Origin of the sequence: Pseudomonas sp. GL-R-19 (assembly GCF_019956375.1) — a bacterium.
Taxonomy (GTDB): Bacteria; Pseudomonadota; Gammaproteobacteria; order Pseudomonadales; family Pseudomonadaceae; genus Aquipseudomonas.
Genome location: NZ_JAHBDJ010000002.1, coordinates 22,310 through 43,710, shown reverse-complemented (window position 1 = coordinate 43,710; position 21,401 = coordinate 22,310). Strand labels below are relative to the sequence as shown.

Below are 21,401 nucleotides of genomic sequence, written 5' to 3'. Positions count from 1 at the left end.
ACGCACGCAAGCCGATCCATTGTAGGAGCTGCCGAAGGCTGCGATCTTGGCGGTACGACCATCCCCTTTCTCCAAATGACACCCAACCGGGCTTTTGATGAAACGCTACGAAAAATTCGCCGACGACATCGCAGAACTGATCCGCTCCGGCGTCCTCGGCCCGGGCCAGCGTGTACCCTCGGTGCGCTACGCCAGCCAGACCTACGGCGTCAGCCCGTCGACGGTGTTCCAGGCCTACTACCTGCTGGAACGTCGCGGGCTGATCCGCGCTCGCCCGCGTTCCGGCTACTTCGTCAACGCTCATGCAACCCGACCGTTTTCCGAACCGGTGATCAGCAATCAGGTCAACGAATCCACGGAAGTCGACGTCAGCGAACTGGTGTTCTCGGTGCTCGACTCGATCAAGGACCCGAACACTGTGCCCTTCGGCTCGGCGTTCCCCAGCCCGACGCTGTTTCCCCTGCAACGCTTGTCCCGCTCCCTGGCCAGCGCCAGCCGCGCAATGGACCCGCGCATGGTGGTCACCGACATGTCGCCGGGCAACCCGCAACTGCGTAGGCAAATCGCCCTGCGCTACATGGTCGGCGGACTGATGCTGCCCATGGAAGAACTGCTGATCACCAACGGCGCGCTGGAAGCCCTCAACCTGTGCCTGCAAGCGGTGACCCAACCCGGCGACCTGGTGGCCATCGAAGCCCCGGCGTTCTATGCCTGCCTGCAAGTGCTCGAACGCCTGAAGCTCAAGGCCGTGGAAATCCCCGTGCACCCGCGCGACGGCATCGACCTCGGTGTGCTCGAGCAAACCCTGGAGCGCCATCCGATCAAGGCCTGCTGGTGCATGACCAGCTTCCAGAACCCCATGGGCGCGACTGTGCCCGAGGCCAAGAAACAGCAGCTTGTGGAGTTGTTGCGCCGCCACCAGGTGCCGCTGATCGAAGACGACGTCTACGCCGAACTGTATTACGGCCAGCAAGCACCTAAACCGGCCAAGGCCTTTGATACCGAGGGCCTGGTGATGCACTGCGGCTCGTTCGCCAAAAGCCTGGCCCCCGGCTACCGCATCGGCTGGGTCGCCGCCGGGCGCTATGCGCAGAAAATCGAACGACTGAAACTCATGACCTCACTCTGTGCCTCGATGCCGGCCCAGGCCGCCATCGCCGATTACCTGCAACACGGCGGCTACGACCGGCACCTGCGTAAATTGCGCCATGCGCTGGAAGACCAGCAAAGCGCCATGCTCGCCGCCATCGCCCGCTATTTCCCCGCGCAAACGCGGGTCAGCCAACCGGCGGGCGGGTACTTTTTGTGGCTGGAATTGCCGGAACAGATGGATTCGCTGAAGTTGTTTCAGATGGCGCTGGCCCAAGGCATCAGCATCGCGCCGGGGCCGATCTTTTCGCCGACGCAGCGGTTCAGGAATTGTATTCGGTTGAATTATGGCAGCCCGTGGGATGAGGCTGCGGAGAAGGCGATGGAGACGTTGGGGCGGATTGTGCGGTCGTTTTGATGGTTAGAGGGTGCCTTGCACTATCGCCTTCGCGAGCAGGCTCGCTCCCACAAGGGTTTATCCGTGTACACAATATCTGTGAACACTGGATATCCGCTGTGGGAGCGAGCCTGCTCGCGATGAGGCCATATCCAACAACACAAAACTGAAGCGTTAACGCCCACCACCAAGATCAACAAACGTCCCCGTCGCATAAGAAGCCTTGTCCGACAGCAACCAGACAATCGCCTCCGCCACCTCATCCGGACGCCCGCCCCGGGCCATCGGAATCGCCGATTCCATTTTGCTGACCCGATCCGGATCACCGCTCAAGGCATGGAAATCGGTGTAGATGTAGCCCGGGCGCACAGCGTTGACCCGAATCCCCTCGCCCGCCACTTCCTTGGACAGGCCGATGGTGAAGGTGTCCAGCGCACCTTTGGAGGCGGCGTAGTCGACGTACTCGTTGGGCGAGCCCAAACGCGAGGCCACCGAAGACACGTTGACAATGCTGCCGCCCTGCCCGCCGTGCCTGGGCGACATGCGCAGGATCGCGTGCTTGGCACAGAGGATCGGCGCCAGGACGTTGGTTTTCATGATTTTGAGAATGCGGAACTCGGACATCTCGTCGACCCGGGACTTCTGCCCGACGGTACCGGCGTTGTTCACCAGCGCGGTGACCCGGCCCAGTTCACTGTCCACCCGATGGAACAGCGCGATGACTTCGTCTTCGATGCTGACGTCGGCCCGCACCGCAATGGCTTGCGCACCGAGGGCGCGGACTTGCTCGAGCACGCCGAGTGCAGCCTGTTCGTCGGCCTGGTAGTTGATGCAGATCCGATAGCCCTGCGCGGCGGCCAACAGAGCGGTGGCGGCACCAATGCCGCGGCTACCGCCGGTGATGATGATGACTTTGTCCATGCGAGCTTTCCCCCAATCAAAGCTAAAGCGGTCGGGGGCAAGAATAACCGCCATTGACGGTTTTTGCATGGCTTCACGTCAGCTGTCATGTCATCGACATTTCGCGCTCGGCACTGGCTTTCAACTGCTCGACCAATTGCTCCCCGCGATGGATTTCCACCATGAAGCCTGCGGCCGGCAACGGATGCCCCAGCAGGTACCCCTGCAACGAATCGCAACCGAGCTGCGTCAGGAAGTCCTGCTGCACGCCCGTCTCCACACCTTCGGCGACGATGCGCAACCCCAGCGCCTGGCCGAGGGCGACGATGGCCGAAACGATGGCGGCGTCATCGCTGTCGTGCTCCAGGTCGCGGACAAAACCGCGGTCGATCTTCAGTTCGTTGGCCGGCAGGCGCTTGAGGTACATCAAACTCGAATAGCCAGTACCAAAATCGTCGATGGACAGGTCGACGCCCATTTCCGACAGTTCCTGAAGCACCGTCATGCTCGCATCGGCATCGCTCATGGCCGTGGTTTCGGTGATTTCCAGGGTCAGGCTGTTGGCCGGCAGTTGGTGTGTCGCCAGCGCTTTGGCGACGCTCTGGACCAGCCCGGAATGACAGAACTGGATAGCCGAAAGGTTCACCGCAATGCGCCAATCGGTGTAGCCCGACACGTACCACTCGCGCATCTGGCGGCAGGCTTCGTTGAGCACCCACTCGCCAATCGGGATGATCAGGCCGGTTTTTTCCGCCATTTCGATGAATTTGTCCGGTAACAGCAGCCCTTGCGTCGGGTGCTCCCAGCGCAACAAGGCCTCGGCGCCCACCGGACGGCCATTGGCGGCGTCGAACTTGGGCTGGTAATACAGGCTGAATTCCTGTTGTTCCACGGCATTGCGCAAGTCCTGCAGCAATTGCAGCTGTTTGCGGGCGTTGCTGTTCATCGAGGCATCGAAAAAACTGTAGCCGTTTTTACCCGCGCCCTTGGCGTGATACATCGCCGCGTCGGCGTTCATCAGCAACTCGTGGGCGGACTGCCCATTACCGGGGTAGAGCGCGATGCCGACGCTGGCGGAAATGTGCAAATCATGTTCGGCAACCCGGAACGTCCGCGCGATCAGCCCGACCTGACGGGCCGCGAGGCTCAAGGCGTCGTTCTGTTCGCTCAATTGCACCAGCAACACGAACTCATCGCCGCCGATCCGCGCCAGGGTGTCCTGGCTGCGCAAGTCTTCGCGCAGGCGCACGGCCACTTCGCGCAACAGCAAATCACCCATATGGTGACCAAAGGCATCGTTGACCGGTTTGAAGCCGTCCAGATCGATGAACATCAGGGCAAAGCAGCCACCCTGTTCCCGGACCCGCGACATGGCCTGATCGATACGATCGGCAAGCAACATCCGGTTCGGCAACCCGGTCAGGGTGTCATGCAGAGCCAGTTGGGTCAGTTCACGGTTGGCCTCGGTCAGCGACTCGGCCAGGCTCGCGGTGCGGGCCTCCAGGCGCGCATCGAGGATCGAGGTCAGCAAAGCGATGCTCAGCACCGCCAGCGTGGTGACCAGCACCAGATTGTCCAGGCCCTTGCCGCTCAGGCCATTGACCGCCGCCCCGCAAAAACTGCCATCGGCAAAGCGTGCGGCGGCCATGCCGGTGTAGTGCATGCCGACGATGGCGATACCCATGATCACGGCGGCACCACCACGGATCAGACGGACATAGGGCGTGTGCTGGCGCAGGCGGAAAGCAATCCACAATGCCGCGCCCGATGCACCGACCGCGATCAGAAGCGAAGCGCCGAACAACGTCGGATCGTAGTCGATGCCCGGTTGCATGCGCATAGCGGCCATGCCGGTGTAGTGCATCGCACTGATGCCGGCGCCCATGACTAACGCGCCGAAGGCCAGCTGCCAGGCGGGCAATTGCGGTTGGCTGACCAGCCACAGTGCAAAACCGCTGGAGAGCACGCCAATCAGCAGCGACAACAGGGTGATCGTGCCGTCGTAGCCCAGATCGATCGGCAACTTGAACGCGAGCATGCCGATAAAGTGCATCGACCAGATGCCGATGCCCATGGCAACCGCCCCGCCCGCGGTCCACAAATGCACGGCGCGGCCTTTGGCGGTGGCAATGCGTCCGGTCAGGTCGAGTGCGGTGTATGAGGCGAGAATCGCGACACAGAGCGAAATGATAACCAGGGTGGGGGAATAGCTACCGATGGACATGGGGACTTCTCGTGCATGCCCCCCTTGTTGGTATTGATTCTCGCTGGGGGGGCAAATGCGGCGATTGTACTGATTCCAAATGAGAACGCACTCACAAAATGAGCAAAGGGCCATCAGTCCGATGAAACGCTTGTTTTAAGGTTTTACATTAACTCTGGCATACCCGGACTCGAGGCTTGGATTACCGTGCCAGACACGTGCGTCAATAGCGAATGCACTATTGTGGCGAGGGAGCTTGCTCCCGCTGGGCTGCGGAGCGGCCCCGAAACCTGACCCCAAAATCATTCAGAAGGATCACGATCGCAAGTTTTGCGAGTGCTTCGCGCTCGAGCGGGAGAAAGCTCCCTCGCCACAGACAAGTCACTCTGGGCACAAATGCATTACTGGCTATCGCTCACCTGAAGCTGCCCATCCCAGCCACCTCCCAACGCGGCAATCAACTGCACGCTGGCAATCAGGCGGCTTTGCAGCAGGTCCAGGTTACTGCGTTCATTGCTCAGCGCCGCGGCCTGGGTCACCACTACATCGATGTAGGCAATCAAACCGGCCTTGTACTGGTTCTGGGTCAGGCGTAGCGATTCACGGGCGGCGTCCAGTGCCTGTTGGCGCACGACGGCTTCGTCTTCAAGCACCTTGAGCTGCACCAGGAAGTTTTCCACCTCGCGGAATCCGTCCAGCACGGTCTGGCGGTATTTGGCCACCGTTTCGTCATAGGCCGCTTCACTGCGGTCGATTTCCGCCGAGCGCTGGCCGCCATCGAACAGGGTCATGGCCAATTGCGGTCCGACCGACCAGAAGCGGTTCGGCAGGCTGATCCAGTTGGAATAGGTGCTGCTGCTGTAACCGCCGTTCATGTTCAATGTCAGGTCGGGGTAATAGGCGGCCTTGGCCACACCGATGTTGGCGTTGGCGGCCATCACCGAACGCTCGGCGGAAGCAACATCCGGACGCCGCTCCAGCAACTGCGAAGGCAAGGCCGGCGGCACTTGCGGCAACGGCGGAATGTCCTGGCTTTCCGCCAGGCTGAACTCCGAAGGCGGCAGGCCGATCAGCACGGCAATGGCGTTCTCGAACTGCGCGCGTTGCCAGATCAGGTCAATCATATCGGCTTCGGTGCCTTTAAGCTGCGTCTGGGCCTGGGCCACGGCGTCCTTGCCCGATACGCCGGCGCGGTATTGGTTCTCGGTCATCTTCAACGACCGCTGATAAGCATCGACCGTGTCCTGGAGCAAGCGCTTCTGGCCATCGATCACGCGTAACTGCAGGTAGTTCTGCACCAGCTCCGACTGTTGACTCAGGCGCATGGCCGCCAGATCGGCAAAGCTGGCCTGGGCATTGGCGGTGTCGGCTTCGAGGCCCCGGCGCAGCTTGCCCCATACGTCCGCTTCCCAACTGACGCCCACCTGGGCGGAATACGTGTCGCGAATGCCGCTGGACGAACTGGTCAGGCTGGAATTGCTGCTGCCAGTGCCCTGACTTGAGCGGTTCTTGCTGACATTCAGGTCGACCGTCGGGAAAAACGCCCCGCGTGCGCTGCGCACCAACGCCTGGGCCTGCCGGTACTGGGCTTCGGCCTGGGCGACGGTCTGGTTGGAGCTATTGAGCTTTTCGACCAGGTCGTTGAGCTGCCGGTCACCATACAACTCCCACCAGGCGCCGCGCGCCAGGGCATCGCTCGGATTGGCCTGACGCCAGCCCTCTGCGGCCTTGTACTGCGCAGGCTCGGCGGTTTGCGGGCGCTGGTAATCCGGGCCGACGGCGCAGGCACTGAGCATTGCCACGCACAGTGACAGGCTCAACAGACGCGAGCCTCGAGCAATGAGCAGCGGTGCAGCCAGGTTGAAAAGCGAACGTTCAGTCATAGCGGAGTTTCCAGAGCAGCATCGGTACGCACCCCACGCCATTTATTGAAGCGATGGCGCAGTTTGTCGAGATAGAGGTAAACCACCGGGGTGGTATAGAGCGTCAGTACCTGGCTGAAGATCAGCCCGCCGATGATGGTCAGACCCAGCGGCTGGCGCATTTCCGCCCCTTCGGCACGGCTCAGCAATAACGGCAAGGCACCGAGGATCGCCGCCAGGGTGGTCATCAGAATAGGTCGCAAACGTTGCAGGCAGGCACTGCGAATCGATTCCAGCGGTGCCATGCCCTGGTGTCGCTCCAGCTGCAACGCCAGGTCGATCATCAGAATCGCGTTTTTCTTCACCACGCCGATCAGCAGAAACAGCCCCAGCAATGAAATCAGGCTGAACTCGCCGCCCAGCGCATAGATCGACAGCAATGCGCCGACCCCGGCCGACGGCAGGGTGGACAGGATGGTCAGCGGATGAATGTAGCTTTCGTACAACACGCCGAGCACCAGATACACAGCCACCAGCGCGCCGAGAATCATGAACGGCTGGCTTTTTTGCGTGGCGGCAAAGGCGTCGGCGGTGCCGGCCATTTTCACGATCACGTCTTCCGGCAGGCCGACCTTGGCAATCGCTCGTTCAATGGCGGCACTGCCCTGCTCCACGGTCACGCCTTCGGCCATGTCGAAGGCAATGCTTTCCGAAGCGAACTGGCCTTCGTGGCTGACCCGGTCGTTTTCCAGGCTGTTTTCGTAATGGGCGATGGTTGACAGTGGAATCCGTGCGCCATCAGCGGTAATCACCTGGACCTGCTTGAGAGTGATCGGGTCCTGGGCGTATTTCGGATTGACCTCCATCACCACCTGATACTGGTTGAGGCTGTCGTAGATGGTCGAAATCTGTCGCTGACTGTAGGCGTTGTTCAGCACCGCCGTGACCATGTCCATGTCGACACCCAGGCGCTTGGCCTGGTCGCGGTCGACGATCAGCGTCACTTGCCGGGCGCCCCGGCCTTCCCGCGCATCGATCGCCGTCAGCTCCGGCAAGGCCCTGAGCGCGGTGACGACTTTCGGATACCACTCGCGCAACGACCCCAGGTCACCGCTTTGCAGGATGTAGGAATATTGCGAGGAGGTCTGCTCGCGGCCGCCGCCGAATTGCAGGTCCTGATCAGCCATGAGCATCAGTTGTGCGCCTGGGACCTTGGGCATTTCCTTGCGCAGACGCTCGATGACCTTTTGCGCGGAAATGTTGCGTTCCTTGATCGGCTTCAGGCGCACCAGCATGAAGGCGTTGTTGGTGCCGTTGTTACCGCCAATGAACCCGGCGACGCTTTCTACCGCCTCATCCTTCAACACCGCGCGGCGGAAAATCTCCATCTTCGGCTGCATCACACTGAACGACAGGCCGTCGTCGCCGCGCACGAAACCGATCAGTTGGCCGGTATCCTGCTGTGGCATAAATGTTTTAGGAACAACCACATACAACGCGATATTCACGCCAATTGTCACGAATAGACTGAGCAAGGTCAGGCGCTTGTGGCGCAGCACCCAGTCGAGGCTGGTGGCGTATTTGCCGACCATCCAGTCGTTGGCCCGCCGGCTCCAGCGTTGCAGGCGGTTCTCCTGCCCCGGCGTGTGCGGCTTGAGCCAGCGAGCGCAGAGCATCGGGGTCAGGGTCAACGACACCACCAATGAGACCACGATGGCCGCTGCCAGGGTGATGGAGAATTCGCGAAACAGGCTCTCGATGATCCCGCCCATGAACAGGATCGACAGGAACACCGCCACCAGCGACACGTTCATCGACAACAAGGTGAAACCGACTTCCTGGGCGCCGAGGTATGCCGCCTTCATCGGCTTTACGCCCTCGTCGATATGCCGGGATATGTTCTCCAGCACCACGATGGCATCGTCCACCACCAGCCCGGTGGCCAGGATCAACGCCATCAACGACAGGTTGTTCAGCGAAAAGCCATAGAGGTACATCACGGCAAAGGTGCCGACCAGCGACACCGGCACCGCCAGGGTCGGAATCAACGAGGCGCGCAAGTTACCGAGGAACAGGAACACCACCAGGATCACCAGCGCCACGGCGATCAGCAGGGTCATTTCCGCTTCGTGCAGCGTGGCCTTGATCACCGGCGAGCGGTCCATGGCCAGGTTCAGCTTGACGCTGGCCGGCAACACCGCCTGCAACGCCGGCAACTGGGCCTTGATCTCGTTGACCGTCTCGATGATGTTGGCGCCGGCCTGCCGGTTGATCACCAGCAGTACCGCCGCGTCATCGTTGAAGAAACCGCTGTTGTAGCGGTCCTCGACGCTATCGCTGACCTTCGCCACGTCCTTCAGGCGCAGGGCCGCACCGCCGTTGTAGTGGATGATCAGCGACTCGTAGTCCTTGGCTTTTTCCAGCTGGTCGTTGGCCTGGACCTGCCACAGCCGTTGGTCGTCTTCCACCGAGCCCTTGGGCCGGCGCACGTTGGCATTGGCGATGGTGTTGCGCACATCGTCCAGGGCCACGCCGTACTGGTTGAGCGACTGCGGTTCGAGTTCGATACGTACCGCTGGCAGGGAACTGCCGCCGATCTGCACCTCGCCGACGCCCTGCACCTGGGACAGGCTCTGGGACAGGATCGTCGAGGCCAGGTCATAGAGCTGGCCTTTTTCCAGCACATCCGACGTCAACGACAGCACCATGATCGGCGCCTGGGACGGATTGACCTTCTTGTAGGTCGGCATGCTGCGCATCCCGCTCGGCAGCAAGTTGCGCGAGGCATTGATGGCCGCCTGCACTTCCCGCGCCGCGCCGTTGATGTCGCGGTCGAGGTCAAATTGCAGAATCACCCGGGTCGATCCCTGGCTGGACCGGCTGCTCATGGTGTTGACCCCGGCAATGGCGCCGAAAGAGCGTTCCAGCGGCGTGGCCACGGTGGACGCCATCACCTCGGGGCTCGCCCCCGGCAGGCTGGCCTGGACCACGATCACCGGAAAGTCCATTTGCGGCAGCGGCGACACGGGGAGCAAACCGAAGCTCACGCCGCCCAGCAGCATGATGGCCAGGCTCAACAACATGGTCGCGACCGGGCGCTTGATGAAAGGTCCGGAAAGGTTCATGGCTGCTCTACCGCTTCCACGGACTCAGGCTTGCGGCCCCAGCGCCGACCGAGACGGTCGAAATACAGGTAAATCACAGGCGTGGTGAACAGCGTCAAAACCTGGCTCAGCAGCAGACCACCAACCATCACCAGACCCAGCGGCTGACGCAATTCTGCGCCGGAACCGGTGGCCAGCATCAACGGCACGGCACCGAACAACGCGGCCAGTGTGGTCATCAGGATCGGCCGGAAGCGCAGCAGCGCGGCCTGATAGATCGCCGTCTGCGGGTCCATGCCCTGGTTGCGCTCGGCGTCGAGGGCGAAGTCGATCATCATGATCGCGTTCTTCTTGACGATGCCGATCAGCAAAATGATGCCGATGATCGCGATCATGCCCAGGTCGTTGCCGCTGAGGATCAACGCCAGCAAGGCGCCCACCGCCGCCGACGGCAGGGTCGAGAGAATGGTAATCGGGTGGATGTAGCTCTCGTAGAGCACGCCCAGCACGATGTACATGGTCACCACCGCCGCCAGAATCAGCAGCAAGGTGCTCGACAACGACGCCTGGAACGCCTGCGCCGCGCCCTGGAATTGGGTCTGCACGCCAATCGGCATGCCGATGTCCTTCTGCACCTGCTCGATGATCTGCACTGCATGCCCCAGCGCCACGCCGGGCGCAAGGTTGAAGGACATCATCACCGCCGGGAACTGGCCGATGTGGGTGATCGCCAGTTGCGCCTGACGCTCCTCGATATGCGCCAGGCTGGACAGGCGCACCTGGCCGCCATCGGTGGTCTTGACGTGAATCTGGTTCAACGCATCCGGGCCGATCTTCTCGCCGGACTGCGATTGCAGCACCACGCGGTATTGGCTTGCCTGGGTGTAGATGGTGGAAATCTGCCGCTGGCCAAAGGCGTCGTACAACGCATCGGTGATGTTCGACACCGACACCCCGACCCGCGACGCCGCATCGCGGTCGATCACCAGATAAACCTGCAAGCCCTTGTCCTGTAAATCGCTGGCAACGTCGGTCAGTTCCGGCCGGTCGGCCAGGGCGTCGACCAGTCGCCCGCTCCACAGGCTCAGCAGCTCAGAATCCGGCGAAGACATGCTGAACTGGTACTGCGTGCGGCTGACCCGGTCTTCGATGGTCAGGTCCTGCACCGGTTGCATGAACAGGCGGATGCCGACCAGTTTGTCCAGCTCCGGTTGCAGCCGGGCAATCACTTGCGTTGCACTCAGATCACGGTCGTGGTGCGACTTGAGGTTGATCAATAACCGACCGCTGTTGAGGGTCGAGTTATCGCCATCCACGCCAATATAGGAGGACAGGCTCTCGACGGCCGGGTCGGCCAGAATGACCTTGGCCAGTTCCTGTTGGCGCTCGCTCATGGCGGCGAAAGAAATCGATTGCGGCGCTTCGGAAATACCCTGAATGACGCCAGTGTCCTGCACCGGGAAGAAGCCCTTGGGCACCACCATGTACAGGAATACCGTCAGCACCAAAGTGCCAATGGCCACCATCAAGGTCAGCGGCTGGTGCTTGAGCACCCACTGCAACTTGCGTCCATAAGCGGCAATCATCCAGTCGATGAATGCACCGCTGGCACGGTAGAAACGGCCCTGCTCTGCTTCCTTGGGTTCACGCTTGAGCAACCGCGCGCACATCATTGGCGTCAGGGTCAGGGAAACGACCAGGGAAATCAGGATCGCCACCGCCAGGGTGATGGCGAATTCGCGGAACAGCCGCCCGACCACGTCCGCCATGAACAGCAGCGGGATCAGCACGGCGATCAGCGACAGCGTCAGGGAGATCAGGGTGAAACCGATCTGCCTGGCGCCCTTGAGCGCGGCGTTCAGCGGGCTGTCGCCCTCCTCGATAAAGCGCGCAATGTTCTCCAGCATGACGATCGCATCGTCCACCACGAAGCCGGTGGCGATGGTCAGGGCCATCAGGGTCAGGTTGTTGACCGAGAACCCCGCCAGGTACATCACGCCGAACGTACCGATCAACGACAGCGGCACGGCCACCGACGGAATGATCGTGGCGCTGGCGCGGCGCAGGAACAGAAAGGTGACCATGACCACCAGGGCGATGGCGATCAGCAATTCGTGCTGCACGTCCTTGACCGAGGCGCGGATGGTCTGGGTGCGGTCGGTCAGCACCACCACGTCGAGGCCGGCCGGCAGGTTGTCGGTGATGCTCGGCAGCAGGGCCTTGATGCGGTCCACCACTTCGATCACGTTGGCGCCGGGCTGACGCTGGATGTTCAGCAGCACGGCCTGGTTTTCGTTGGCCCACGCGGCGAGTCGCTCGTTCTCGGCGCCGTCGACGATTTCCGCCACGTCCTTGAGCCGCAACGGCGCACCGTTGGCGTAGGCCAGGATCAGGTTGGCGTAGTCCTTGGGTGAGGTCAGTTGATCGTTGGCATCGAGCATCGAGACCCGGGTCGGGCCGTCGAAGTTACCCTTGGGCTGGTTGACGTTGGAGGCGCCGATCAGGGTGCGCACGTCCGAAAGGTTCAGACCATTGGCGGCCAGCGCTTCCGGATTGACCTTGATGCGCACGGCCTGGCGTTGGCCGCCGGCAATGCTGACCATGCCGACACCGCTGATCTGGGCGATTTTCTGCGCCATGCGGGTGTCGACCAGATCGTTGAGCTTGGGCAACAGCATGGTCTTGGAGGTGATCGCAAGGGTCAGCACCGGCGTGTCGGCCGGATTGACCTTGTTGTACACCGGAGGCGCTGGCAGGTCCTTGGGCAGCAAGTTGGTCGCGGCGTTGATCGCCGCCTGAACTTGTTGCTCGGCCACGTCCATGTTGATGTCGAGGCTGAACCGCAGGGTCAGCACCGACGCCCCGCCGGAACTGGTGGAAGCCATTTGCGTCAGGCCGGGCATTTGCCCGAACTGCCGCTCAAGCGGCGCGGTCACCGCGCTGGTCATGACATCCGGGCTGGCGCCGGGGTACAGGGTCATGACGCGGATGGTCGGGTAATCGACCTGGGGCAGCGCCGAAACCGGCAGCAACCGATAAGCGATCACACCGGCAAGAATAATGGCCAGCATGCTCAGCGTGGTGGCTACCGGGCGAAGGATGAACAGCCGCGAGAGATTCATGCGCCGCCCTTTTTCGCCTTGTCGGTGGTCGCAGGTTCAGCCGCGTCGGCCGCCGACTTGCCTTGCAGGTGTTCGGTCGGCGTGGCCGGCACGTCCTGGCTGTCGTTGACCACCTCCACCTCACTGCCGTCCTTCAGGCGGTCGGTGCCTTCCAGAACAACCCGCTCGCCCGCCGACAGGCCTTCGGTGACCACGGTGTTCACGCCATCGCTGGCGCCGACTTTCAACTGACGGATCCTGACCTTCTTGTCACCGTCCAGGGCATAGGCAAATGTACCGTTGGTGCCGAACTGGATCGCGGCGGAAGGCGCGAGCACTACATCTTTTAGGGTGTCGGCCAACAGGCGCACATTGACGAACTGGTTGGGAAACAGCGACTGATCGCGGTTCTCGTAACGGGCCTTGAATTTCAGGGTGCCGGTGGTGACGTCGATCTGGTTGTCCAGGCTCTGCAGCACGCCAGTGGCCTGCAATTTGGTATCACCGCGATCCCAGGCTTCAGCCGGCAATCTGGCACCGCTGCGATAACGGGCGAGTACGGTGTCGAGGCTGTTTTCCGGAAGAGTGAAGGCCACGCTGATCGGTTGGGTCTGGGTGATGATCGCCAATGCGGTGGTGTCATTGGCGGCTACCAGGTTGCCGACGTCCAGTTGACGCAGGCCAACGCGACCGGTGATCGGTGCGCGGATTTTGGTGAATTCAAGGTTGAGTTTAGCGTCGTTGACCGCGGCCTGATTGGTCTTGACCGTGCCCTGGAACTGTCCGACCAGCGCTTCGGCGGTGTCCAGGGTCTGCTTGGCAATACTGTCTTCGCGATACAGGCCGCGATAGCGCTCGACGTCGACCTGGGCGTTTTTCAGCTGCGCCTGATTCTGCAGCAAGGTGCCTTCGGCCTGAAGCAAGGCGTTCTGGTAGGGGCGCGGGTCGATTTCGGCCAACAGGTCGCCAGCCTTGACCATCTGACCTTCTTCGAAATGGATCTTGACCAGCTCACCACCGACGCGACTGCGGACATTGATGGTGTTCAGCGCAGTGACCGTGCCCAGCGCCTTGAAGTACAGAGGGAAATCACCGGTGACTGCCGGAGCCACTCGCACCGGTACCGGCCCGGACGCCCCGCCGAATCCAGGTCGCATTCCACCTGACCTGCCGGTATGCCCGGCGACGGCTTTCTGCCCCGCAGCCTCTTTGGGTGCAGCGCTGCCGGGCCAGAATTTCCAGCACAGGGCGGCGATGACCAGCAGGACAAGCAGGCCGAACAGCCAGCGACGAGGACTACGGGAAGCGGAGGATTGCATTGAGTGATCAACCATTGGGCGCGTGGGCTTTTTTTACATGAGGGAACGATAAGCACTGGCGGGTTTTAAGCAAAGCGCCTTTACCGGCAATTTACCTTTGGCTTACGTAGCAGGAGTTTTGTGTAAGACACTGAAGCACAAATGAAAACGGCCTGGACAGAGGGTAATGCTGGTCAGTGCAGGAGCGAGCTTGCTCGCGATGGTCGTTAACGATAACGCATGTCTACTGACGAAACGCAGCGTTCTTGAGTCCATCGCGAGCAAGCTCGCTCCTACAACAGCATTATTGACAGCGGGGGTGTCAACAATTGTAACGGTGCTTACTTACTTCAAAACAGCGAGTGCCGCTTCGTAGTTCGGCTCGTCAGCGATTTCACCGACCAGTTCGCTGTGCAGCACGTTGTCGTTTTCGTCCAGAACCACCACGGCACGGGCGGTCAGGCCTTTGAGCGGGCCGTCAGCGATGGCCACGCCGTAGTTCTGGATGAACTCGGCACCGCGCAGGGTCGACAGGTTCTGTACGTTTTCCAGGCCTTCGGCACCGCAGAAACGCGCCTGGGCGAACGGCAGGTCAGCGGAGATGCACAGCACAACGGTGTTGGCCACTTCGTTGGCCTTGGCGTTGAACTGGCGCACGGAGGTGGCGCAGGTCGGGGTGTCGATGCTTGGGAAGATGTTCAGCACTTTGCGCTTGCCGGCAAAGTCTTTCAGGGTGACGTCGGACAGATTGCCGGCAACCAGGGAAAAGGCTGGCGCCTTGGAACCGGCTTGTGGCAGTTGGCCGTTGACTTGAACCGGGTTGCCTTTAAGAGTGACTTGAGCCATGAACGGAGTCCTTCTGACATTGGTGTGGAGAAATTTGACGAGGCCGAAGTTAACCACGAAATTGTCCGACGACCTACGGTCAAACATAAATTGTCATGTATCGGCGCACAAAACTGGATACAACCCACAGGGACAGCAGTGTTATTTGAGTAACTTCAGCATATTGCGGTGGCGTGCCTCGAAAATCCGTCGCATGTAGCCATTGACCAGCAACCACTCCATGGGCGCGCCACCTATCGCCGAATACGTCACTCGGTCGGTGTATAGCGTACCGCCCTCGCCTGCCGCTACTCGATGTTCATGACGAAAGGCACGCATCGGTCCCTTGAGCATCTCGTCGATGAAATGCATCTTACCGACTTCCCTGATCACTACCGTCCAATTCGATGGAATCACATTGAACATCCAGTGACGAAAGCGAAATTGCCGCCCTGCTTCAATCCGCAGGTCGTTCAGATCGACATCGCCCAGCGGGGTAATGCGCTCGGGGAAAATCTTCGGAAAGTTGATCCCATCCAGGCAGAAGTCGAGGACCTGTCCGGGCGTACGGTCGGGGATAAGCGTAGAGAGTTCCAGAATTGGCATACGGGACACATTCCTTTGATCGTTGGGCAGGCTCGCCAGAAATACGGTGTAGCGAAATGGCGGTCCAAAAGAAACCTGCCAGAGTGTCTTCTACAACAATTTTGTCGAGGATCTGTCGATTTGCACGACAGCCATTCGACCATTTGACGAGTCACTCAATTACAACGGAGAAATCACCATGCGATTCATGATCATCATCAAGGCCAGCGCCGATTCCGAAGCCGGTGTGATGCCCAGCCAGGAACTGCTGACCGCCATGGGCAACTACAACGAAGAACTGGTCAAGGCCGGCATCATGCTCGCAGGCGAAGGCCTGCACCCCAGCAGCAAAGGCGCCCGCGTAAGGTTTTCGGGGGAGCAACGCTCGGTCATCGACGGCCCCTTCATCGAAACCAGGGAACTGATCGCCGGTTTCTGGTTGTGGAAAGTGAAATCCAGAGAAGAAGCCATCGAGTGGGTCAAGCGCTGCCCCAACCCGATGCCGGGCACCGAAGCCGAGATCGAGATTCGCCAGGTGTTCGAGGCCGAAGACTTTGGCGCCGAATTCACGCCGGAACTGCGTGAACAGGAAGAACGGGTGTGGGAGCAGGCTAAGAAGAACTGAATCTCCCTGTAGGAGCGAGCTTGCTCGCGAATGTGGCAGATCAGCCACTACCAGTATTGAATGTAAATCCGCCATCGCGGGCAAGCCCACCACACTGGATCTGTGTGCGCCACCGGTCCCCTGTGGGAGATTCTATGGTTGAGGGAAAGTCCTCAACCTGCTTTCGGTTGGTATTCACTTTGCCCTTTCAGGAGTGCAAATACGATCCGGGCAAACTTGCGAGCCTGCTACGGCCGTGAACCGGACAAAGATCAGGCGCTACGCCAAATCAGGCAATCCTTGTCTACGCTGCATAGTCAGGCCGGGCGCAACAGAGAATCCGTCTCTGGTGCACTGCATCCGCTCAACCCCGCTGACGAGAAGGATTTCCCATGACGAATTCGATATCTCTGCGCCATCGCCGCATGTTCAGCTTCCTGCTGACCCTGGCCTTGAGCCTGCCGTTACTGGTTCAGGCGGCCGAGCCGCTACCCTCCTGGAACGATGGCCCGTCGAAAAAACAGATCATCGAGTTCGTGCAGACGGTCACCGATCAAAACAGCAAGGACTTCGTAAAGCCCGAGGACCGCATTGCCGTGTTCGATAACGACGGCACCTTATGGAGCGAGCAGCCGATGTACTTCGAGTTATTGTTCGCCCTCCAGGAAGTCAAACGCACCGCACCGCAGCACCCGGAATGGAAAACCACCCAGCCCTTCCAGGCGGTGCTGGAAAACGATCACAAGGCCCTGGCCGCCACTGGCATGGAAGGCATGATGAAAATTTTCGCTGCCACCCACACCGGGATGACCACCGATGCCTTTGATGACTACGCCAAAACCTGGCTGAGCCAGGCCCGCCATCCGAAAACCGGCAAACCGTACACCGAGATGATCTTCCAGCCGATGCTGGAAATGCTCGACTACCTGCGCGGCCAGGACTTCAAGACCTACATCGTGTCCGGCGGCGACACCGGGTTCATGCGCGCCTTCGCCGAGAAGGTCTATGGCATCCCGCCAGAACAGGTCATTGGCACCACCTTTGTCACTGCCTATCAATTCAAGGACGGCCAGGCATCTATCCTGCGCACGCCAAAACTGGCCCACAACGACGATGGCCCGGGCAAACCGGAAAGCATCGACGCCGTGATCGGACGCCGGCCAATCCTCGCCTTTGGCAATTCCGACGGTGACTTGCAAATGCTCCAGTGGACCGCCGCCGGTCCCGGTAAACGCTTCATGGGCCTGGTGCACCACACCGACGCCAAACGCGAATGGGCTTACGACCGCAAATCGCAGATCGGTCGTCTGGACAAGGCTCTGGACGAAGCAAACAAACGTGGCTGGACGGTCGTCGACATGGCGTCCGAATGGCGTCGAATCTATCCGTTCGATGCCTCCACTGCCGAGCAAACGCAATAAAAAGACGTCATGCAGGACTGCGATAAACGTTTATCGCAGTACATTACCGGTGGATTGTCGGGGAGTGATTGGGGGCCTTGGCGGTCGCCATCGCGAGCAGGTCGGATCGCCGCACCGTCGCTCCCACAGGGGACTTGTGGCGCTCACAGATCCAGTGTGGGAGCGAGCCTGCTCCGGGCGGCGCTCCGACGATAGGGTCATCAGCCTCACAGCATCCGTCATTTGACAGACGCTGGCCATCCGGCAAAGCTGCATCGAGCTTGAACGCGTGCTTGATGGCAATCGCACCTGGACCATGGAAGTCGTGATGCGCAAACATAAAAATAAAGCTGCAAACCCACACCCTGATTCGCAACCGACCCTGATCAACCGTTACCTCTTCCCCGTCACCATCGGCATCTTGCTGCTCGCAGTGGCGGGTATTGGCTGGTTTTTGCTGAGCAGTGCACCGACGCGGCTCCAGCCAGTCCCTGTCAGCGCCCCTGTCGTGGAATTGGCCAAACCGCAACCGGTCGCTCTCGCGCCTGCGAAAATGGTCGACGAGCAACAATGCCAGGGCTGCCACGGCGAGCAGGTCAAGGACTGGCAAGGCTCCCATCACCAATTGGCGATGCAGCAAGCCAACGCCGACACCCTGCTCGGCGACTTCAATAACGTCACCTTCAAGACCGAAAAAGAGACCACGGTGTTCTCGCGCAAAGGCGACGAATTCTGGGTCAACACCCCCGGCGTCAACGGCAAGAATGCCGACTTCAAGGTGGCCTATGCTTTTGGCATCGCCCCCTTGCAGCAATACCTGATCGAGGTCGGCGAAGGCCGCTTGCAGGCCCTCGGCATAGCCTGGGATACCGAGAAGCACCGCTGGTTTCACCTGTATCCGGGCCAGGGTGTGAACTTCAAGAACCCGCTGCACTGGAGCAAACCGAGCCAGAACGCCAACTTCATGTGTGTCGAGTGCCACACCACCGGTTTCAAACGCAATTTCGACGCAGCGAAGAACACCTTCGACAGTCACTGGAACAGCCTCGGTGTCGGGTGTCAGGCCTGCCACGGTCCGGCGTCCAGCCACCTGGAATGGACGGCGAAGAAAACCGACCTGATCCATGCCGGATTTGCCGTCGACCTCATGGACAAGAACGCCACTGTCGAAATCGAAACCTGCGCCCGCTGCCACTCGCGCCGCGCGCCGCTGGACGACGGTTACACGGTCGGCAAGCGCCTGATGGACGACTACCTGCCGAGCGTCCTGACCCGTGAGTTGTACGCGCTGGACGGCAAGATCAAGGACGAAGTGTTCGAACACGGCTCCTTCGCCCAGAGCAAAATGTTCGACAAGGGCGTGCGTTGCAGCAACTGCCACAACCCGCACAGCACTCAATTGAAAGCGCCAGGCAACCGCGTATGCCTGCAATGCCACAACACCGCCGGCAAAACCACCGTGGAAGGTGTCGACGGTAAGGACCTGCAAGCGAAAAACTACGATTCCATCGAACACACGCGCCACACCATGGGCCAACCGGGCTCGCAGTGCGTGGATTGCCATATGCCCGGAAAGTTCTACATGGGCAATGACTTTCGGTATGACCACAGTTTCAGCATTCCCGACCCTGAGCGAGCAAAAAAACTCGGTACGCCTGACGCCTGTCTGACCTGCCATCAGGGCAAGGCCGGCGACAAGATCACCGAGCAATTCAAACTGTGGAACACCGCCAACGCCAGCGCGGTGCAGGCCCCGCGTTACGACGAAAGCCTGTGGCTGATCCGTAACGGTCAACCGGGTGCGGCGCAGGCGCTGTTCGAGCAACTGCAACGCAGCAATCTGCCGGCGATCCAGCGCGCCACGTTGCTCGGCGAATTGTCGCTGTATCCGAGCGAACAAGCGTTGAAACTGGCCACCAGGGACCTGAGCAACACGGCGCCTCAAGTACGTGAGAGCGCCGTGCGCGCGCTCAGCGCATTCCTGCCGCCACCGGAACGCGCGCAGCTGCTGACCCCCTTGTTGAATGATCCTGTCAGAGCAGTGCGCATCGCCGCCGCCCGGGATTTGCTCAGTGTGGCGCGCAACGGCCTGGGCACGGCTCAGGACAGCTGGAATGCCGCTATCGTCGAATACGAGGCGGTGCAAAAGAGTCTGGTCGAGCGTGCCGAGGCCAACCTGAACCTGGCCATGCTCTATCAGGCAGATGGCCGCAGCGCAGAAGTCGAAGGTTTGCTGCGTACCGCCTTGCAGCGCGACCCGGACTTCTACCCGGCGCTGGTCACCCTGGTGCAATGGCTGGAGGCCAACGGTCGCCGTCAGGAAGGCCATGTCCTGCTGGCGCAAAGCCTCAAGGACCACCCTGACTCAGGCCTGCTGCAACACACCCAGGGCCTTGCGCTGATTCGCGCGGGCAAGGCCGCACAAGCCATGCCGTACCTGCGCAAGGCCGCGCAACTGGAGCCACAGAGCGGACAGTTCGGCTATGTGCTGGCGGTGGCCCTGCATGACAGCGGCAAGATTGACGAGGCGTGCGCAGAGCTGGAACGGCTGTTGAAAGAACAACCGTCCAACCGCAATGCCCGCTTGTCATTGATCCAGTACTACCTGGACAACGGCCAGGAGCCCAAGGCGCAGGTGCTGTTGCAGGGCTGGAAGAAAATGAACATGGGGGACCCGGCATTGAAATAACAGCTGGCGTCACACCTCAAACGCTTTGCTTGCCCTGGCAAAAGTGTATCGAAACCAAGGCGTGAAATGCTCCGGGTCCCGGAGCATGTGCGCCTCTATTTGCCCTCGGGACAGGTAACAAAACGCTTGGGCTTCATCTGGGTTCAGTACCGGCAACTGGTCGCTGACCCCATAAAATACGTGACCGTATTCGTGCTCTACCAAGCCTTGGTCAACCTCCAGCCGGTACTTGATCTCAAAGCCCTTGTGTAGCGTACACCTGATGCCCATTTCTTCTTCAAGCCGCCTCTGTGCCGCTGCAAGTGTGTCCTCCCCTGGGTAAGGATGACCACAACAGGCGTTACTCCAAAGCCCACCACAGTGGTATTTGTCCGCGGCGCGCTGCTGGAGCAAAAGCTCACTGCGCGAGTTGAACACGTAGACCGTGACCGCTCGGTGCATCAGCCCCTTTTCGTGGGCTGCAAGCTTTTCCATTTCGCCCACCGGTTGGTCTTTTTCATCAACCAGAATCACTTTGATCTCAGCCATCACAGCTTCACCAGATGCAACTGAACCATGCGCAAGGTACCGACAACGTACAGTGGATCGCCGGCAATATGCGCCAGCTGGGCAAGAATGGAATCAGCCTCTTGCCCAGTACACAACCCCATCGAGACCAAGGGTTGATGAATTTGCGTAAATGAACGCCAAAGCAGGCTTTTCTGGCGGTCGGTAGCCAGGATCGGCTGGCTGAACGAATAAGCCTTTACCCGGACACTGTCCAGTGCATGAACATAGCGCCATAACGGATCAATACAGTCAAAACGCAAGCCCATCCTCGAGGTCAGTGCTTGTCCGAGGGCGTTCGCACGATCGAGCGCTTCATGGCGTGGATAACAGAAAAAGGGAAATCCCGGCTCTTCGATCAGCAGTGAACCGCCCGGCTTACAGAGTGCCAGAACGTTATGGAAGAAGGTGTCCCACTCTCTCAAGTGCAACAGGAGATAGCGGCAATAAACTGCATCTGCCTGTGGAATATCCGGGGCAGGGTCCAGCACATCATGACGATGGAAGCTGACATTCGGTACGTCAAGCGCCACCCGGTTCTGCTCACAGATAGACAGCTGCTCATCTGATAGATCCAGCCTGTAGACCCAGGCCCGGGAGAATGCCTTCGCCATCCAGCATGTCAGTTGGCCATGACCACAACCAAGATCAATCAGAGTAAGTGCCTGAGCTGGCAGGTGACGTTGCAGAAAGTCCTGGCTGCCTGGATCGTAGATGCTGGCCAGCACTTCGAGGCGCTCGCGATCGGCATCGCCCACGCGCAATAGATAGGACTGGGATTGACTGTCCAATTAAAGC

The 21,401-nt window shown here is 60.3% G+C and carries 14 protein-coding genes; 4 read left to right on the top strand and 10 right to left on the bottom strand.

Going from position 1 to position 21,401, the window contains the following annotated elements; genetic code table 11:
- The first annotated feature begins 97 nt into the window (after positions 1-97).
- Entirely contained in the window at positions 98-1,507 is a 1,410-nt protein-coding gene (gene mapR, locus KGA83_RS00915) for a GntR family transcriptional regulator MpaR (RefSeq protein WP_108215825.1), read from the top strand.
- Positions 1,508-1,660: 153 nt separating this feature from the next.
- Here mapR and KGA83_RS00910 read toward each other — a convergent pair whose 3' ends face one another.
- The 8 genes from KGA83_RS00910 to KGA83_RS00875 all read right to left on the bottom strand — a co-directional run bounded on the left by KGA83_RS00910 (position 1,661) and on the right by KGA83_RS00875 (position 15,385).
- Positions 1,661-2,407, bottom strand: coding sequence for an SDR family oxidoreductase (locus tag KGA83_RS00910; protein WP_108215826.1), 747 nt, complete (start codon positions 2,405-2,407; stop codon positions 1,661-1,663).
- 85 nt (positions 2,408-2,492) lie between these two features.
- Positions 2,493-4,610, bottom strand: coding sequence for a putative bifunctional diguanylate cyclase/phosphodiesterase (locus tag KGA83_RS00905; protein WP_223527694.1), 2,118 nt, complete (start codon positions 4,608-4,610; stop codon positions 2,493-2,495).
- Between the two features lie 380 nt (positions 4,611-4,990).
- On the bottom strand, positions 4,991-6,472 hold the full coding sequence (locus KGA83_RS00900; RefSeq protein ID WP_223527692.1) for an efflux transporter outer membrane subunit: 1,482 nt from the start codon (positions 6,470-6,472) through the stop codon (positions 4,991-4,993).
- Positions 6,469-9,576 carry an efflux RND transporter permease subunit gene (locus KGA83_RS00895; RefSeq protein ID WP_223527690.1) on the bottom strand — a complete coding sequence of 1,036 codons (3,108 nt, stop codon included), beginning with the start codon at positions 9,574-9,576 and terminating at the stop codon, positions 6,469-6,471. The genes KGA83_RS00900 and KGA83_RS00895 overlap by 4 nt, the downstream gene beginning before the upstream one ends.
- Positions 9,573-12,677, bottom strand: coding sequence for an MdtB/MuxB family multidrug efflux RND transporter permease subunit (locus tag KGA83_RS00890; RefSeq protein ID WP_223527688.1), 3,105 nt, complete (start codon positions 12,675-12,677; stop codon positions 9,573-9,575). The genes KGA83_RS00895 and KGA83_RS00890 overlap by 4 nt, the downstream gene beginning before the upstream one ends.
- A complete protein-coding gene (locus tag KGA83_RS00885; protein WP_223527686.1) occupies positions 12,674-13,990 on the bottom strand; it encodes an MdtA/MuxA family multidrug efflux RND transporter periplasmic adaptor subunit in 1,317 nt (438 codons plus the stop codon). Before KGA83_RS00885 ends, KGA83_RS00890 begins: the two co-directional genes overlap by 4 nt.
- Positions 13,991-14,299: 309 nt before the next feature.
- Complete coding sequence (tpx, locus tag KGA83_RS00880; protein WP_108215832.1) at positions 14,300-14,800, bottom strand: thiol peroxidase; 501 nt, start codon at positions 14,798-14,800, stop codon at positions 14,300-14,302.
- Positions 14,801-14,941: 141 nt separating this feature from the next.
- A complete protein-coding gene (locus tag KGA83_RS00875) occupies positions 14,942-15,385 on the bottom strand; it encodes a polyketide cyclase (protein ID WP_108215833.1) in 444 nt (147 codons plus the stop codon).
- A gap of 178 nt (positions 15,386-15,563) precedes the next feature.
- On the opposite strand from KGA83_RS00875, the gene KGA83_RS00870 reads away from it, so the two are divergent.
- The 3 genes from KGA83_RS00870 to KGA83_RS00860 all read left to right on the top strand — a co-directional run bounded on the left by KGA83_RS00870 (position 15,564) and on the right by KGA83_RS00860 (position 20,057).
- On the top strand, positions 15,564-15,989 hold the full coding sequence (locus KGA83_RS00870; RefSeq protein ID WP_108215834.1) for a YciI family protein: 426 nt from the start codon (positions 15,564-15,566) through the stop codon (positions 15,987-15,989).
- A 371-nt stretch (positions 15,990-16,360) separates the two neighbouring features.
- Positions 16,361-17,389, top strand: coding sequence for an HAD family hydrolase (locus KGA83_RS00865; RefSeq protein WP_108215836.1), 1,029 nt, complete (start codon positions 16,361-16,363; stop codon positions 17,387-17,389).
- A 307-nt stretch (positions 17,390-17,696) separates the two neighbouring features.
- On the top strand, positions 17,697-20,057 hold the full coding sequence (locus KGA83_RS00860) for a tetratricopeptide repeat protein (RefSeq protein ID WP_223527684.1): 2,361 nt from the start codon (positions 17,697-17,699) through the stop codon (positions 20,055-20,057).
- A 9-nt stretch (positions 20,058-20,066) separates the two neighbouring features.
- Here the strand turns inward: KGA83_RS00860 and idi are convergent, their stop codons facing one another.
- Both idi and KGA83_RS00850 read right to left on the bottom strand, forming a co-directional pair.
- Positions 20,067-20,585, bottom strand: coding sequence for an isopentenyl-diphosphate Delta-isomerase (gene idi, locus KGA83_RS00855; protein ID WP_223527682.1), 519 nt, complete (start codon positions 20,583-20,585; stop codon positions 20,067-20,069).
- Entirely contained in the window at positions 20,585-21,394 is an 810-nt protein-coding gene (locus tag KGA83_RS00850) for a class I SAM-dependent methyltransferase (protein ID WP_223527680.1), read from the bottom strand. Before KGA83_RS00850 ends, idi begins: the two co-directional genes overlap by 1 nt.
- Positions 21,395-21,401 lie beyond the last annotated feature (7 nt).

Coding starts and splice junctions, on each gene's coding strand:
- KGA83_RS00865 (WP_108215836.1), top strand. CDS start 16,361: ATGACGAATTCGATATCTCTGCGCCATCGCCGCATGTTCAGCTTCCTG.
- KGA83_RS00860 (WP_223527684.1), top strand. CDS start 17,697: ATGCGCAAACATAAAAATAAAGCTGCAAACCCACACCCTGATTCGCAA.
- KGA83_RS00875 (WP_108215833.1), bottom strand. CDS start 15,385: ATGCCAATTCTGGAACTCTCTACGCTTATCCCCGACCGTACGCCCGGA.
- KGA83_RS00900 (WP_223527692.1), bottom strand. CDS start 6,472: ATGACTGAACGTTCGCTTTTCAACCTGGCTGCACCGCTGCTCATTGCT.
- idi (WP_223527682.1), bottom strand. CDS start 20,585: ATGGCTGAGATCAAAGTGATTCTGGTTGATGAAAAAGACCAACCGGTG.
- KGA83_RS00870 (WP_108215834.1), top strand. CDS start 15,564: ATGCGATTCATGATCATCATCAAGGCCAGCGCCGATTCCGAAGCCGGT.
- KGA83_RS00885 (WP_223527686.1), bottom strand. CDS start 13,990: ATGGTTGATCACTCAATGCAATCCTCCGCTTCCCGTAGTCCTCGTCGC.
- KGA83_RS00910 (WP_108215826.1), bottom strand. CDS start 2,407: ATGGACAAAGTCATCATCATCACCGGCGGTAGCCGCGGCATTGGTGCC.
- KGA83_RS00895 (WP_223527690.1), bottom strand. CDS start 9,576: ATGAACCTTTCCGGACCTTTCATCAAGCGCCCGGTCGCGACCATGTTG.
- tpx (WP_108215832.1), bottom strand. CDS start 14,800: ATGGCTCAAGTCACTCTTAAAGGCAACCCGGTTCAAGTCAACGGCCAA.
- mapR (WP_108215825.1), top strand. CDS start 98: ATGAAACGCTACGAAAAATTCGCCGACGACATCGCAGAACTGATCCGC.
- KGA83_RS00890 (WP_223527688.1), bottom strand. CDS start 12,677: ATGAATCTCTCGCGGCTGTTCATCCTTCGCCCGGTAGCCACCACGCTG.
- KGA83_RS00905 (WP_223527694.1), bottom strand. CDS start 4,610: ATGTCCATCGGTAGCTATTCCCCCACCCTGGTTATCATTTCGCTCTGT.